The organism is Cobetia crustatorum (assembly GCF_000591415.1).
Lineage (GTDB): Bacteria > Pseudomonadota > Gammaproteobacteria > Pseudomonadales > Halomonadaceae > Cobetia > Cobetia crustatorum.
In genome coordinates this window covers 11,235-26,970 of record NZ_JEMF01000063.1, presented here as the reverse complement: position 1 = coordinate 26,970, position 15,736 = coordinate 11,235, and the positions used below count along the sequence as shown (strand labels likewise).

Here is a 15,736-nt window from a genome sequence, read left to right as displayed (position 1 = left end):
TGGCTGTACTGATGGCGGGGGCTACGGCCCCCGCCCCTATCTCGGAGTCTCAATGTCTACACGTTCAAAACTGCGTGCCGATTTCATCGGTGCAGTAGAAGGCGCTTTCTGGCTTGTCATTACCTGGAGCAGCTTTTGGCTTGGATTCCAGCAGCAGCCGTTGTGGTGCCTGGTCCCCATTACGCTGGGATCTATCACCATCGCAGTGACTTTTCTCTATCGCCCATGGGCTCTCGCACTTAGTCGATATCGTGTACGCCTCAGTCGCGTAGAAATGCTCTGGCATGTACTCGTTATCCCCTCACTGCTGGCAATGCCCCTCTGGATGATTCTGGAAAGATTGTTTGGTCCGATAACGCCTGAATATCAACTCAGTCTGGTGGCTGTACTGAGCCTCTCTGGCTGGTGCGTCTACGTACTGACTCAGTTGATCAAGCGGTCTTTCCAGAGTCTCCGCCTCAACAGGAAGCCTGCCGCATGACAGCTCAGACCCTCACACAGCACATTACCGCCGGTCGACTGGATCTTACACTGACCGAGGGTACTGAACGGCTCGATGAGCTGCTCACCTTTGCTTCTCGCCTCAATCCCCGCCGCGGCTATCTATTCGTCTCGCGCGTTCTTGGCAAACATGTTCCTGTCGATCCGCGCAAGATGGACCAAGTCCATGCCGAGTTAGCCCAGAAGATAACGCTGGCCGGTGACAGCGCCTATGTCGTCGGCATGGCAGAAACAGCCGTAGGACTCGGCGCTGGCGTGGCACGCCATCTTGGTCGCCTCCACTGTGACTGTATCTACCAGCACACCACCCGTTTTCTCGTACCCAAGCCCTGGTTGCGCATCCGCGAGGCCCACTCGCATGCCGACACCATGCACATGGCCCACCTGAGCCAAGAAGCAGCAGCCAATGTCGCAAAGGCGACTGATCTGGTGTTGGTCGACGATGAAATCTCGACCGGCCTCACGCTGGCACAGTTGGCGAGTGAGCTGGTCGGTCAGGAAGTGTTGGCAAACATCACTCGCCTGCACATCGTCTCGCTGGTCAGCTGGCTGACAGACGACGCACGCGCGCGCCTGTTGGAAGCACTGCCGGGGCATCTCGAGGTTCACTTTGTTCAACTGATGGCAGGTACCTTCACCTTCACGCCAGACCCCGGATACCACGCTGTACTGCCGGCCGATGTCGATACCGATTTCTGTGATGTGCTGATACGCGAGCATCGATCAACCTCGACCATGCCGCTTGAGCAAGATGGCCTGTTCGGCAAGCGCATGAATCACGACGCCGACCCACTCCCTGAGGCACTGCAGACACGACTGGCACAATGTGGCGACCCCGCCACCACGGGCCCTGTCGTGATCTATGGCATGGGCGAATTCCTGGATGCGCCCTTTCGTCTGGCACTCGCCATGTCCCACGCTGGGCATGACGTGCGCTTCCAAAGTTCGACCCGCTCCCCCATTGCCATCGGTGATGGCATCGCAAGCCACCTTGAGATACCTGCACTGGGGCAGCCAGAGAAACGCCACTTTCTCTACAATGCCGATGCGACGCGCCATCCGATGGCGTTCGAGGGCGTCGAGGCGCCTCGCTATTCGGTTGCACTGGAAGATGCTCATCTCGCGCAGCCTCAGCAGGCTGATACCGCCCACCTCCCTACGGAGACGGTGTGGTGACAGGGCGACTGATTCTGCTGACCGATCTCGATGACACCCTGTTCGCCAGTGAGCGCTCTCTCCCGGACGGCGCAACGCGCGCGCACATGGCAGCCGTGGATGGCGATGGACAGCCACTGTCGTACCAGACGCCACAGCAACAGCGTATATGGTCGTTATTCAGCGAGCAGGCTGACATTATCGTGCCAGTGACAGGCCGTACCAGTTATGCCCTTGATCGCGTGAATCTCACTTTCAAGGCCGACTATGCAGTGGTCAGTCACGGCGCACTTCTCCTGCACAATGGGCAGTTGCTACCGGCATGGCAGGAACATTTGGCTCCGCAACAAGCTGCCGCTCAGGCCAACATTACTCAAGCGCGCCGCGCACTGACAGAAATCCTCGAATATCAATTCCCGGGCGTGGTCCTGTCACTGCGTGAGCTGAGTGATCTCGAAGTCCCCGTCTATCTGTCAATCAAGGCACCGGAATCCCTGCCTCACGGACTCCATCAGGCGTTACATGACGTCGCGGCTGCACATGACCTCACGCTTCATATGAATCGCCGCAATGCTGCACTGCGTCCGGCATATACCTGCAAGGCTGCCACCTGTGACTATCTGCTGAAACAGGTGATCAACCGTCAGCCCGAGGACACCGTGATCGCACTGGGTGACAGTCTCTCCGACCTGAAATTCATGGCCGCCAGTGACATGACCGTCATCCCGACACGCAGCCAGATCTGGCACCAACTCAAGGGACATGCCCAATGACCACGATGGTCGCGACGGCGACGCTTCATGGCTCTTATCAGCCAGACGATTGCCGCTTCCTGTTGACCCCGATTGAGGGTCAGTTTCTCAGTATCGAGGAGAAGGAACGCCGTATTCAGTCGGGTGAAGCACACTACAGCGAAATGATTCACCGTGAGCCCGCGCCAAGCGCTGAGTATCTGACGCTCTTCGATACTCTATGTACGCGCTACGCACCGCGACTGGCGAGAGAAGTTCGCCAGCTGGCACGCCAGTTACTGCTGGAATACGGTCGCAGTGAAGCGCCACTGGTATTGATAAGCCTGGTACGTGCCGGTACACCGGTCGGCGCACTCCTGCGCCGGGCACTGGTCGATCATGAAGAGCAGACTGCTGCACATTACAGCGTGTCTATCATTCGGGATCGCGGTATCGACCGTGCGGCACTGGACTATCTGCTCGATGACGTCGGTGTTTCACCGAGCCGCATCGTATTCGTGGATGCCTGGACCGCCAAAGGCGTCATTACCGGCGAACTGAAGCGCGACCTCAATCACTACAACGCAGCGCGCCGTAGTCGCCAGCAATCCGAAGTCCCCGTGCGCCTGGCCGTCATCTCCGATATCGGCGGCACTGCAGATTACGCCGCTACCTATGAAGATTACGCCATTCCTTCCGGCATATTGAATGCTACCGTGTCGGGACTGGTGTCACGCTCGGTCTTGAATGATCAGGTGCCACAAGGCGCCTTCCATGGTTGTGTCATCTATGACGAGCTGGCCGAGCACGATCAGTCGCAGGCTTTCATCGAGCGCGTCGCGGCTCACCTGGGCGATAGCGCGGCTATCCGTGATGTCGTCACCCGGGATGACGACCGCCTGCGTCAACAGGCATTGATGCGCGAAATGCTGAGTCAGATTCGCAAGGACTATGCGGTTGAGGACATCAATCACATCAAGCCGGGGATCGCCGAGGCGACTCGCGTCATGCTCCGCCGCGTACCTGCGCTGCTCATGGTGCGCGACCGTGAACATCCCGATGTTGAGCACCTGCTGCTGCTGGCTGAAGAGAAAGAGGTTCCGGTGATCGTGAACGACGACATGCCGTTTCATGCCTGTGCACTGATCAAGGCACTGGAGCGTGATGGACGACGCGACGAGGCCACCCAATGAATGAACTTTATGGGCATCTGGGCGCCTCGCTGTACGTGCCAGCCACGCATAAATCACTGGACAGCATCCTGAGTGAAGGCTGCCACACGGCACGGTCACTGATCATCTGCACTGAAGATGCCGTCATCGACAGTGAAGTGACGTGGGCCGTTCGGCGACTGATCAAGGCACTCAAGACCGCACCGCTGGACGTGCCCTTCCTGCGCTTCGTGCGCCCGCGCTCTCCCCTTGTGCTGCAACAGATAATTGCATCGCCCGAGGCAATGGCACGCATCGATGGCGTGGTCGTACCGAAATTCGATGCTGAGACGGCACCGGCGTGGCAGGTCGTGCTTGAAATGGCACCAACGCTTGCCATCATGCCAACGCTTGAGACGCTCGCTCTGTTTAGAGACTCCACCACAGATGCGCTGCTGGAGGCCATTCAAGCACTGTCCAATCCCGTGATTGCCTTGCGTATCGGGGCAAATGATCTGCTGGGGACTATCGGTCTCAAACGTCAATCCGGGCAGACCATCTATGACACGCCATTGCGCGGCACGCTGGAACGCATCATCACCACCTTCCGGCCTGCAGGCTATGAGCTAGCGGCACCTGTTTGTGACTTGATCGATGAAACGGACACGCTATCTCGTGAGATCACACAGGACATCGCGTGGGGCTTCTATGCCAAGACCTGTATTCATCCGAGCCAGATTGATGTCGTCGAAGCGCATTTCGCTCATGCGCTGTCACGCCAGAAGGCGCAGGCAGACGCTTTGCTCCACTCAGATACTGCCGTATTCCGGCACGATGGACAGATGATGGAACAAACCTGTCATGCCACCTGGGCACGCCGCATCTCCAGCTTGAACGTCAACGCGACCTCGTGAATCAAGGAGAGAACCACATGATCAACCTCAACAAGCCGGACCAGACCGCCACTATCGACCTGACCAAAGGCAGCAGTGATTTATTGGTTCGCGCGCAGTGGGTCGACAACGGCGATGACAAGGATAATGACGATCTGGATCTACGCTGTTCGATTCTGATGCCAGACGAGCAGATGTACCTGATCGATGGCGCCTACCCTTGCAGTCTTGATGATGTGCCGTACGCGCGTCATCACGGTGACGTTCAAGGTGCCAGTACCGAAATGCCTGGTGAAGAGCAGATTACGGTTGCCCGTGACATCGCCAAGCGCATGGGCGGTCCGGTGGCACTGTGCTTCAGCGTCTACTCCGCTGTCGCCAATGGTGCGGTCGCTGTCGCCACGCTGAAGCCGCGCATGAAAATGAGCTTTGGCAGCCAGGAGGTGGTCTGCGATTACGACTTCACCCAGAACGCCGATGCCAATGTCGATGGCGTGTACACCTACATCATCGGCTATGCCATCGTGACTGAGGATGAAGTCATCCTTGCGCCGTCAGGCAAGACATCACGTCCCGGCCAGGAAGAAACCGCCTGGCTGGCATGGCACGGTACCTCCATCGACGTCGATATCTCCGGCCCTGCCGTGTTCAAGGGCGCTCAGGCTAATTACGCTGCCAAGTACAACGCCAAGAAACGCATTGAGCGCCACTTTGCCAATGTTCCGCAGCAGGCCACCAAGAAAGGCCTCTTCGGCAAACTGTTCAGCTGACGTATTCGGGCCATCCAACAATGGCCCACTCCCACTCTCTGCCGGGGCTCCGGCGCGCAACAAGGAAGCACATAACAATGGCTATCAATCTGTCCAAAGGTCAGCGCATCAGTCTCGCCAAGGATGATGGTTCCAAGCTGGATTACATCGAAATCGGTGTAAACTGGGGCGCCATCGAGAAAAAGAAACTGTTTGGCGGTGTGAAACATCAAGCCGTCGATCTGGATGCTTCCATCGGCATGTTCGATGACAGCGGCAAGATCATCGACATCATTTATTTTGGCCAGCTCACGTCCAAGTGTTCTTCCATCAAGCACAGCGGTGATGACCGTGTCGGTGATACCGGTGGCGATGACGGGCAGGATAACGAGGTCATTCAGATCAATCTCAACAAGGTGCCCAGCAACGTCACTCAACTAGCACTGGTCTTGAATTCCTTTAGCCAGCAGAACTTTGGCGAGATTCCTTTCGCTAGTGCGCGCATCCACAACGGCCGTGCCGGTCAGGGTGAAGTCTTTGCAACATTCGACGTGGCCAATGACGCGTCCTTCTCTGGCCGCGTCAGCATGATTCTGGGCAGTGTCTATCGTCACGGTGCCGAGTGGAAATTCCGCTCCATCGGTGTCGCCGTCGAAGCTCGCGACCTGAAAACAACGCTGGCTTCGTTTGCTCAGGACTACATCAGCGCGTAATCATCATGCCTCGGGAGGATGGGTCGGCCGCTAACGCCGGCCCTCTCGCTTATGAACAAGACTGCGCCCCCTCAGGATGAGGTCGTGTTATATGTTCGGTATTTTCTGGGGCAGGCTGCTTGTGAGAGCAAGATTCAACCCCGGGCCGAACTGATCAAGATCCGTGATGCCCAGAGCCTGATTGCATGGGCAGATACATGGGCCAGCGATGATGAGTGGCGACGTGCACGTGACAATGTAAGGTCACATCGCTACAAGTCACGACACCATCTGGCACGAACCAATATCGATCAGGCTACCAAGGAAGCGTTAGAACAGCGCGCCAGGGTGCGCGGACTTCCTCTGTGGCGATATGTGCAACAACTCGGGCTGACCGAGGAGAAACTGGAGCACCTGGAGCAGCTCTACAGCACCAGTAGCGCCCGAGCCAGCCTCGGTGAGCCATGAAGAGTAACGTCCTGGGGCCAGCTGTCCCAGGTCTACGTACGCCACGAGACATGCCCTCGACACACACCATCTTTATATCTGTATAGAAACAAGCGACACTGAAACGAGGCATATGCAATATTGACAGTGATTGTGCTTAGTAATTCTCATCACATTTATATATCAATCAACACTACTATTAAAACTCCCCGCTATATATTTAATCTCTACACAGTCTCTTCCATGACATTATATTAAATTATTTATATCACCATTATTACATTGCTAGTCATGATATACGACGTACCCTTCGCCCATGTCGATATGCCATTATTCTGCTTCATATCATGATGATGACACCCTATTCCTCGCTCCCCTAACGCATCCAGCACACCCACGATATCGGCGACAGGCCGTATCTCGCTACGCCCCTCAATCAGGCAGTACTGCAATAGGTATCTCTTGCCTCTATTGATGACAAAAGTGTGATGACAATGTCTTTGGCTCCGACATGCCTCATGACAGTGCAATCGCTAGGCCGGCTGTCCGCCGACAGTGCATCGAAGACCGATGTTCGCGCACATCAACCGTCAACATATCCGTCATTTTGTGTCCTGCCGGAGGGAACATCGCCCTCAAGCCGCTGTTTTACTTACATGGCTATCTCTCTCGGCATGCTATGCGCTTTACCTATCCCGGGCAGTCACTCACATCCTGGCTGCAATATTCCCGATAAAGCGCTCGCGATGAGCAAGGAGCTTTCTCATGGCCACCACTCCGATGACAACTCTTTTCGATACCTGCCGGGCCATGACTGCCAAGGTCACCACGCAGAAATTCACGCGGTTATCTCAGCAAGCGAACATGACAGTCGAGGCGCCACAGACATCGTCTCATCAACTGCTCGACATGATGGCCATGGGCTACCAGGCTCCACCGCATCGCACGCGAACATTGCCTGAACTTCCAGTGCACGATACACGCAATTCCAGTGAGACCAGCGCATCTCTTGTCGCCCAGCAACAGGCAGTATTCCATCCCGAAATCAATCATAGAGTGCAGGCTGACTGGGAAACATTACATCGCCATCAAGCAATCACGCGCCGCGGTATGCTGGCATGAGCATCTATACCATTGGCATGGAATGCGGCATGCACATCCCACTGGAAAATAGCCTGACAGTGGGTACTCCAGACGTGCGCGTACAGCTCAAGCTGATCAGCGGGCAGTACACTGGAGAGAACCTGAGTCTTGCAAATGGGGCGATCCAACCGCTGACCGATAGCGATAATGTGTTGCTGACAAGCCTTGAGCGACAACTCCCTCGCCGCAGCCTGATCTGGACAACACGCGGCATCATGGAGATCGGTCGCGGTTGGCGCTGGCAAGCCTCCCCCGCGCATCCTCAGGCCCCGTGGCTAGATGCCGTTCATCATAGCTGGCCAAGTCATGCGCCACGTTGGCTACTCAAGGCACCAGTAGTGGTAATCACCGCGGATGCCCTGCCGCTTGCCAATCGCGCCCGTCATCAACGGGACCTGACCCGTCTATGGCTGAGGGCAGATACCGCCCTGATTTATCTCGCGACAGAGGCACGTGATTGCTGGCAGATGCATCAACATTGCGAGCCCCTTCAACTCGCCGGCGCTCAGCTGAGCGGGCCCCCTCTCGCGGCGCTGGAATTGGCCAGCTGACATTTGCATCATGCAGCGACGTTCAGCAACGACAATGCCCGCCTCGATTTTCGGGGCGGGCATTGTCGTTAGTCGCAGGAGCATTCAGAAAGTCATGCCTGACGCGGACATAACCCATCACACAAGGTACTGGAGACGAAGTCTGCCAATCGCTCCCAGTCTTCATCGGTCTGCGGGGCTCCGCCGAGATAATCGATCTGTGCTGCAAAATCAGCGTAGTGCTGCGTAGTAGACCAGATCAGATAGATCACCCACATCGGCTCAGCCTCGCGCAGCTTGCCCGCGACCATCCAAGCCTTCATCACGTCACAGCGCACCTGCACCCAGTCACGCAGCGCGCCGCTGAGATATTCGCGCAGAAAAGGCGCGCCACTGATGACCTCTGCCGCAAATAACCGTGACGCCTGCGGGGCCTGACGCGCCAATTTCAACTTGGTACGTACCAGCGCCTCCAACACATCTCGCGGCTCATCCTCGGGCGAAATATCTTCAAGCGATGCATTCCAACGTGTCAGCGTCTGCTCAAGCAAATGCACATAGAGTTTTTCCTTGGAACCAAAGTAATACAGCAAATTCGCCTTGGGCAGCTCTGCGACATCCGCAATCTGCTTCAAGGTGCTGCCACGATAGCCATGGCAGGCGAACACACACTCGGCAGCTTCAAGAATACGACTCTCCGCCTGCTCACGGGGAGAGCTGGCAGGAGCCGCGCTAAATTCCGCACTACGAGAACGTCGGACTTCAGCATACAGAGAAGAAGGGGGATCCGCGGGCATCGGCATCACTCATCAGGTCGGAAATAATCTTACGAACACACTCGCAACAGCACTCTCGGCAATCAGAATTGAGAGACACTCTTGGAAAAATACTCGCGTGACGGCGAGCTGGGTTCCCCCATACGCCTTGTCGGAGACAAAAATAACACATCAAGGGCTGACCAGTTGGTCAGATTGTAGCTGGAAATACAGAATGGCAGGGGTAAACTGATGATTAGACGCCGTAAATGCTCAATGCTGGCCATCGTCGCCGCATGCGCGCGTCCTTGAGTACAAGGCACCACAATGACAATACGACCTGACAGGATGCCCGCATGATCGACTTCACCTTGAATGGCCGCGCGTGTCGTCTGCCCTCGCCCCCCCCAGGCACCACCGTGCTGGAGGTACTGCGCGATTCACTGGGGCATGATGGCACCAAGGAGGGCTGCGCTTCTGGCGATTGCGGTGCTTGCACGATAGCGTTGCAGACACCGGGCCAATCTCTCACTACCGCCAATGCCTGCTTGATGCCAGCGCACCAACTGGAGGGCTGCGAGCTGATCACCGTAGAGGGATTAGCATCGCCTGATAGCAAGACACCTGCACTGTCTCCCGTACAGCAGGCGCTGGTCGCCACGCATGCCAGCCAGTGCGGGTTTTGCACGCCAGGTATCGCCATCAGTCTGGCCGTACTGCATGCCAGTCACCAGCAGCATGTGAGCCAGGGCAACGTCTTTGATGACCGCCAGCGTGATACGTTGATAGACCACGCACTCGGCGGAAATCTCTGCCGCTGTACCGGCTATCGTCCCATTCGCGAGGCTGCCCACCGACTACTGGCAGGTGAGTTTGGCACTGCCAACCTATCTGCCCACTCATCGTTACTGCTGGCGTCAGTGCCAGAGACCATCGTTACACCAACCATCGACAGCCACTATCATCGTCCCCGTACATTGGCCGCACTACTGGCATTACGCACCGCACAGCCTGATATGCCACTGATTGCCGGAGGGACGGACCTGATGCTGGAGCACACCCAGCGCCTGCGCGACTTTCCCGCACTCCTCGACGTGACTCAGGTAACAGAGCTGTGCCGTATCGATGAGGGTGAGCATGCTGGCCAATCCGGCTGGTGGCTGGGAGCGGCGGTCACCTATCGCCAACTGATGCCATTATTGCGTGAACACTATCCGGAGGCAGCGGACCTCCTCAATCGCTTGGGCAGTGAGCAAATCCGTAATCGCGGCACACTCGGCGGCAACATCGGCAATGCCTCACCCATTGGTGACATGCCACCGCTACTGATCGCCCTTGAAGCCTATGTTCAGCTGATGAATCAGCGCGGTGAACGCATTCTCAAGCTCGAAGACTTCTTCCTCGACTACAAGCGCACTCAGCTGATGCCCGACGAGATCATCCACTCGGTTTTCCTGCCGCGTCCAGTCAAGAGTCAACGACTGGCTGCCTATAAGCTATCCAAACGTCGCGACGATGATATCTCTACCTTGCTGGGGGTCTTCGCCTGGCGCCGTGATGCTGATGGAGGGGCACAACATTGGCGAATCGCCTTCGGCGGCATGGCTAGTATTCCCGCGCGCGCTTTCCACCTGGAAGCGCTGCTCGATGAGATACCTCTCGAATCTCTCACGCCGGCCACACTCAACCGCCAGACACTAGGCATGATAGAGCAGGCTACTGGTGCCGATTTCTCACCATTGTCAGATGTACGCGGCTCACGTGAATATCGCCTCAAGGCCGCCAGTCATTTGATTCCCCGCGTGGCTCAGCGGATTCTCAATGAGCAAGCAGCACACTCGGCCGCCCATCATACTGCCAACACCTCTTCATCTCAGCCGCCGGAGAGCCTCGATGCGTACCTTGCACAGTCTTGATTCCGATCACGCCCACGCTCTCGAGCGCACGGCGAAGGACAGCCCCACGGGCCAGCGACATGCTCAGAAACACGAAAGTGCCGAGCGTCATGTCAGCGGTACAGCGCGTTACGTCGATGACCTGCCGCTGCCCAAAGGCGCGCTGCATCTGGCGATCGGCATGAGTGAGGTGGCTCACGGCACGCTCGACACGCTCGATCTGAATGCCGTGCGGGCCGCGCCCGGCGTGGTCTGTGTGCTCAGCGCTACCGATATTCCAGGCCATCAAGATGTCGGCCCCGTCTTCCCCGGCGACCCGCTATTGGTCAGCAATGTCATCAGTCACTACGGACAGGCGCTCTTCGTGGTCGCCGCTGACAGTGAGCGCGCCGCGCGACAGGCTACCCGTCTGGCCAAGATGAGTGTCACGCCATTACCCATCACACTGGATCCACGCGTTGCCGCCCAGCAAGGGGATCTGGTACGTCCCACCCATACCCAGGCGCGCTTGAGCAATGGCCGTCCGGCTGATCTGGAGAGCGTAACGAAAGCACTCGGAAGATCCGCCTGGCAGGTGGAAGGCGAGCTTGAGAGTGGCGGGCAGGAGCATTTCTATCTGGAAAGTCAGGCTGCACTTGCACTGCCTGGCGAAGACGATGAAATACTGGTGCACAGCTCAAGCCAGCACCCTAGTGAAGTTCAAAAACTGATTGCCGAAGTGCTGGGCGTCCCTTTCCATGCGGTGACGGTCGAGACACGTCGCATGGGCGGCGGCTTCGGTGGCAAGGAAACCCAGGCCGCGCCGGTCGCGTGTCTGGCCGCGATGATTGCTCGCCATACCGGCCGCGCCGCTCGGCTGCGCTTGCCGCGTGGCGATGACATGCATCTGACCGGCAAGCGCCACCCCTTCCACCATCGCTACCAATTCGGCGTTGATGACAGTGGGCGCGTCGAAACGGCCATCATCACGCTCACTGGTGACTGTGGGCACTCGCCGGACCTGTCAGATGCCATTGTCGATCGCGCCATGTTCCATGCCGACAATGCCTATTTCCTGGGCAACGCCTATGTGCGTGGTATTCGCGCCCGTACCAACGTGGCATCGAATACTGCCTTTCGTGGCTTTGGTGGCCCACAAGGGATGCTGGCAGTAGAGGCAGCGATGGAGAATATCGCACGCCAGCTAGGACGTGACCCGCTCGAGATTCGCAAACGAAACCTCTACTGCGAAGGCCGTGACACCACACACTATGGCCAGCACGTCAATCAGCATCCACTGCTGGCAACGTTGATCGAGCAGCTCGAGGAAGAGGGGCATTACTGGCAGCGACGCGCCGAGATTCGCGCTTTCAATGCAAAAAGCCCAGTGGTCAAGAAAGGACTCGCACTGACACCGGTCAAGTTCGGCATCTCGTTTACCGCCAAGCATCTCAACCAGGCCGGCGCGCTGGTGCATATCTATACTGACGGCAGCGTACAGGTGAACCACGGCGGTACCGAGATGGGCCAAGGACTACACACCAAGATGATCCAGGTCGCGGCGCGCGAACTGGGCCTCTCGGTGGACAAGGTCCGCATCACGGCGACCCGTACCGACAAGGTCCCCAATACCTCACCCACCGCAGCAAGTTCCGGCGCGGACCTCAACGGCATGGCGACGCGCGATGCCTGCCTGCGTCTCAAGGCACGACTGTTGGACTTCGCCGCCGAGCACCTTGCGCAACCTCGTACAAGCCTGACACTAGAGGCGGGGGAACTCCTGAGCGCCGGCAGCGTACTGATGACATGGGGTGAGCTGGTACAGGCAGCCTATATCGAGCGCATCTCGCTATCCGAGAAAGGCTTCTACGCCACGCCCGATATTCATTACGACCGTGAGCGCGGTACTGGCCATCCTTTCTACTACTACGCCTTCGGTGCAGCACTCTGCGAAGTCGTCGTGGACACTCTGAGCGGTGAATACCGTCTCGAAGGCGCTGACATCCTGCATGATGTCGGTGACTCGCTGAACCCGGCCATCGATATTGGTCAGATCGAAGGTGGCTTCGTGCAAGGCATGGGCTGGCTGACCAGCGAGGAACTCAAGTGGAACGAAGATGGCCGCCTGCTCACTGATGGCCCTGCCACTTACAAGATCCCCGCAATCAGTGACGTACCAGCAGGGGCGCTCAGAGTACAGTTACTGGAAGGCCATCCCAACTCAGCGGCCAGCATCTACCGCTCCAAGGCCGTCGGTGAGCCTCCTCTCATGCTAGCAATGAGTGTCTGGGCAGCACTACGTGATGCACTCGCTTCGATCAGCGATTACCGCCACGCAGTACGCCTCGATACGCCTGCCACACCAGAACGCGTAATGCTGGCCGCCAGCGTGCAGCGTGAATGGCTGAATGAATGGCTGAGTGAGCAATCCTTGCATGATCAGACCTCACAGAGTCAGCCACCACACGTGCAACCGCATCAGGTGACACCATGACGCACAGCCCTCCATCAACCGCTCTGCGTTGGTATCAGGCGTTGGAGCAAGCGCAGGCCGCATTGGCACCGCATGCATTGGCCACGGTCGTCACCGTGGCAGGCTCTGCACCGCGCGGCGCCGGCACCAAAATGTTGATTACACCAGCGGCACTACACGATAGCCTCGGCGGCGGGCGTCTCGAACAGCTGGTGGCGATACGTGCGCGCGCGCTGCTCAGCGCAGGTCATAGCGGCTGTCACCTTGAAGAGGTCGCGCTCGGTGCACATGCTCAACAGTGCTGTGGCGGCCATGTACAGGTGCTGATCGAAGTCTTCCCAGCCGTGGCACCACGGCTGGCACTTTTTGGTGCGGGCCATGTGGGACAAGCCATCGTCGCCCTGCTCGCGCCGCTGGGCTGGCAAATTGACTGGCTGGATTCGCGTGAACAGCAGCTAGCCTCAGCGCACAGACCCCGTGGCTGCGAGCCTCATTTGCACTGTTCCACCTTCAATATTCTAATGCGTGACGATGCCGTGCATCCGCTACCGGTAGCAGCTGACAGCCATGTGCTGGTGCTGACGCACGATCACGTTGAAGATCAAGCGCTGGTGGCCGCGCTAGCGGTACGTAGCGACCTCGCTTCGCTGGGGCTGATCGGTTCCAGCAGCAAGTGGGCACGCTTTCATCAGCGCCTGCGCGCACACCTTGCCGCCAATGAGCTGGCACGCATTCGCTGCCCGATCGGTGTGCCCGGCATTCCTGGCAAGCGCCCCGAGGAAATTGCGATTGGTGTGGTCGCCGAACTATTGCAGCTGGAGGCCCTCCGTCACGCCAGCATCAGCGAAAGCTCACGGGCTGACCCCACAGCAGCGTCGACACTTGATCAGTGCGGCCTATCACGTAAAGAGGCCCGCCAGCTGCGAACGCACTTTACCGCACCGGATTATCGGCAGTCCTCATCCGCTGTCACATCAGACTCGACGACCGACAGGACTGCCTCATGAATGACCGCCCCTCCCATGAACACCCCCGTCACGAGCAAGCCGCCTATCATCTCGACGCTGGCCGGCTGACTCAGGCGCTAAGGGATGCCGCAACAGGTGCTGAGAATGTCAGCCTACTGCGGGGTGCCTTGCTGCACTTCGTGAATGACCCTGGTGAGTGCATGGAAAGTGACATGTCGGCCAACGAGCGCGCCGCCATCGAGTACTATCCGGACGCACTGCTGGTGATGCATGCCGGACACGTCGTGGCCGTCGGCAACTATCAGGCGTTAGCCTCTGACAGGACAGTCACACCGACCCCCTGTGCCGAGCTGGTGTGTCTGAGTCCGCCGCGCAAGGTCAGCGGCCTGATGATGCCGGGATTCATCGACACCCATGTCCACTTTCCGCAGTTGGATATCATCGCAAGCTACGGTCACTGCCTGATCGACTGGCTGAACACTTACACTTTCCCCGCTGAGCAACGCTTCGTGGACTCCGCATATGCCGCAGAGGTTGCTGACGTGTTCCTCGATGAGTTGCTGCGTCACGGCTCCACCAGCGCACAGGTATTTGCCACATCGCACGCTGGCAGTGCTGATGCCCTGTTCTCGGCAGCGCGTACACGCGGCATGCGCCTGCACGCCGGACGCGTGATGATGGACCGCAATGCACCCGCCTCACTGCTCGATAAAGGCCCGGCGGCCCTCAAGGATGATGAACGCCTGATCGCCGATTGGCATGGCCGTGATCGTCTCGGCTATGTGCTGACACCGCGCTTTGCCCCCACCTCAACACCAGCGCAATTGAAGGCCGCCGGTGAGCTGCTCAAGAGCCAGCCGGACCTTCACCTGCAGACGCACCTGGCCGAGAATCTCGATGAGCTCAAATGGGTCGCGGAGCTGTTTCCCGATAGCCGTGACTATCTGGCGGTGTATGAAGAGGTCGGGCTCAGTCATGAGCGCACCACCTTTGCCCACGGCATTCATCTTGATGACGCCATGCGTGCGCGGATTGCCGAACGTGGTGCCAGCATCGCCTTCTGCCCGACGTCCAATCTATTTTTGGGCAGCGGTCTGTTTGATCGTGACAGTGCACGCAGGCTCGGTATGAACATCAGCATTGCCACCGATGTGGGCGGCGGCTCAAGCCTATGCCAGCTGGAGAGCCTCAAGGCAGCCTATCAGGTCGGCCAGCTGCACGGTGCCGTCGCACATGATGCCGACGGACTGGCGGCGCGTGCCAATCAGCCACTGACTCCATGGCAGGGCTTCTATCAGCTGACGCTGGGCAATGCGCGCGCCATGCGTCTCGAGGATAGTATCGGCAATCTGCGTCCGGGCATGGAGGCGGATGTCATTGTGCTCGAACCTACGGCTACGCCGCTGTTGGCACGCCGTACTCGCTGGGGACAAGCGGATCAGGTCGCACTGGAAGAGATACTGTTTGCGCTGATGATGCTGGGCGATGACCGAGCCATTCGCGAGGTGCATGTGGCGGGGCGTTGTCGGAAATACAGCGGCATATTGATGGCAGAGCACGAGACAACAGGAGTTACGTCGACACCTCCTTCATCTGAATCTCCTGTCACAGCATTAATGCCATAAGCGCATCACGATAATGACAACTCACTGACAAAAGACGATAAACCTCGCC

General features: G+C 58.0%; 15 protein-coding genes. 14 read left to right on the top strand and 1 reads right to left on the bottom strand.

Annotated elements, in window-relative coordinates; translation table 11 throughout:
• Positions 1-52 precede the first annotated feature (52 nt).
• The 10 genes from BF12_RS0113255 to BF12_RS0113205 all read left to right on the top strand — a co-directional run bounded on the left by BF12_RS0113255 (position 53) and on the right by BF12_RS0113205 (position 8,013).
• Positions 53-481: a hypothetical protein gene (locus BF12_RS0113255; protein ID WP_024952693.1), complete on the top strand. Its 429-nt coding sequence runs from the start codon at positions 53-55 to the stop codon at positions 479-481.
• Positions 478-1,677 (top strand): phosphoribosyltransferase domain-containing protein, encoded by a 1,200-nt coding sequence (locus BF12_RS20120; protein ID WP_024952692.1) that lies wholly within the window; start codon positions 478-480, stop codon positions 1,675-1,677. Before BF12_RS0113255 ends, BF12_RS20120 begins: the two co-directional genes overlap by 4 nt.
• Entirely contained in the window at positions 1,674-2,429 is a 756-nt protein-coding gene (locus BF12_RS0113245) for a hypothetical protein (protein WP_156941180.1), read from the top strand. Before BF12_RS20120 ends, BF12_RS0113245 begins: the two co-directional genes overlap by 4 nt.
• Positions 2,426-3,580 carry a cysteine protease StiP family protein gene (locus BF12_RS0113240; protein WP_024952690.1) on the top strand — a complete coding sequence of 385 codons (1,155 nt, stop codon included), beginning with the start codon at positions 2,426-2,428 and terminating at the stop codon, positions 3,578-3,580. Before BF12_RS0113245 ends, BF12_RS0113240 begins: the two co-directional genes overlap by 4 nt.
• Positions 3,577-4,452 (top strand): aldolase/citrate lyase family protein, encoded by an 876-nt coding sequence (locus BF12_RS0113235; RefSeq protein WP_024952689.1) that lies wholly within the window; start codon positions 3,577-3,579, stop codon positions 4,450-4,452. The genes BF12_RS0113240 and BF12_RS0113235 overlap by 4 nt, the downstream gene beginning before the upstream one ends.
• 17 nt (positions 4,453-4,469) lie before the next feature.
• Positions 4,470-5,201, top strand: a complete 732-nt coding sequence (locus BF12_RS0113230; protein WP_024952688.1) for a hypothetical protein — start codon at positions 4,470-4,472, stop codon at positions 5,199-5,201.
• 77 nt (positions 5,202-5,278) lie between these two features.
• Entirely contained in the window at positions 5,279-5,893 is a 615-nt protein-coding gene (locus tag BF12_RS0113225; protein WP_024952687.1) for a TerD family protein, read from the top strand.
• 84 nt (positions 5,894-5,977) lie between these two features.
• On the top strand, positions 5,978-6,340 hold the full coding sequence (locus BF12_RS0113220; RefSeq protein ID WP_141103648.1) for a hypothetical protein: 363 nt from the start codon (positions 5,978-5,980) through the stop codon (positions 6,338-6,340).
• 744 nt (positions 6,341-7,084) lie between these two features.
• Positions 7,085-7,441, top strand: a complete 357-nt coding sequence (locus BF12_RS0113210) for a hypothetical protein (protein WP_024952684.1) — start codon at positions 7,085-7,087, stop codon at positions 7,439-7,441.
• A complete protein-coding gene (locus BF12_RS0113205) occupies positions 7,438-8,013 on the top strand; it encodes a hypothetical protein (RefSeq protein ID WP_024952683.1) in 576 nt (191 codons plus the stop codon). Before BF12_RS0113210 ends, BF12_RS0113205 begins: the two co-directional genes overlap by 4 nt.
• A 92-nt stretch (positions 8,014-8,105) precedes the next feature.
• Here the strand turns inward: BF12_RS0113205 and BF12_RS0113200 are convergent, their stop codons facing one another.
• A complete protein-coding gene (locus tag BF12_RS0113200) occupies positions 8,106-8,789 on the bottom strand; it encodes a TetR family transcriptional regulator C-terminal domain-containing protein (RefSeq protein ID WP_024952682.1) in 684 nt (227 codons plus the stop codon).
• A gap of 314 nt (positions 8,790-9,103) precedes the next feature.
• Here BF12_RS0113200 and BF12_RS0113195 point away from each other — a divergent pair, with 314 nt between their 5' ends.
• From BF12_RS0113195 to guaD, 4 genes are read left to right on the top strand one after another with little or no spacing between them, the layout of a single operon-like run.
• Positions 9,104-10,663 (top strand): xanthine dehydrogenase small subunit, encoded by a 1,560-nt coding sequence (locus BF12_RS0113195; protein WP_024952681.1) that lies wholly within the window; start codon positions 9,104-9,106, stop codon positions 10,661-10,663.
• Entirely contained in the window at positions 10,641-13,115 is a 2,475-nt protein-coding gene (xdhB, locus tag BF12_RS0113190) for a xanthine dehydrogenase molybdopterin binding subunit (protein WP_024952680.1), read from the top strand. The genes BF12_RS0113195 and xdhB overlap by 23 nt, the downstream gene beginning before the upstream one ends.
• The gene (gene xdhC / locus BF12_RS0113185; RefSeq protein WP_024952679.1) at positions 13,112-14,101 is read left to right on the top strand and encodes a xanthine dehydrogenase accessory protein XdhC; all 990 of its coding nucleotides are present in this window, start codon (positions 13,112-13,114) and stop codon (positions 14,099-14,101) included. Before xdhB ends, xdhC begins: the two co-directional genes overlap by 4 nt.
• Positions 14,098-15,687, top strand: coding sequence for a guanine deaminase (gene guaD, locus BF12_RS0113180; RefSeq protein ID WP_024952678.1), 1,590 nt, complete (start codon positions 14,098-14,100; stop codon positions 15,685-15,687). Before xdhC ends, guaD begins: the two co-directional genes overlap by 4 nt.
• The last annotated feature ends 49 nt before the right edge of the window (positions 15,688-15,736 follow it).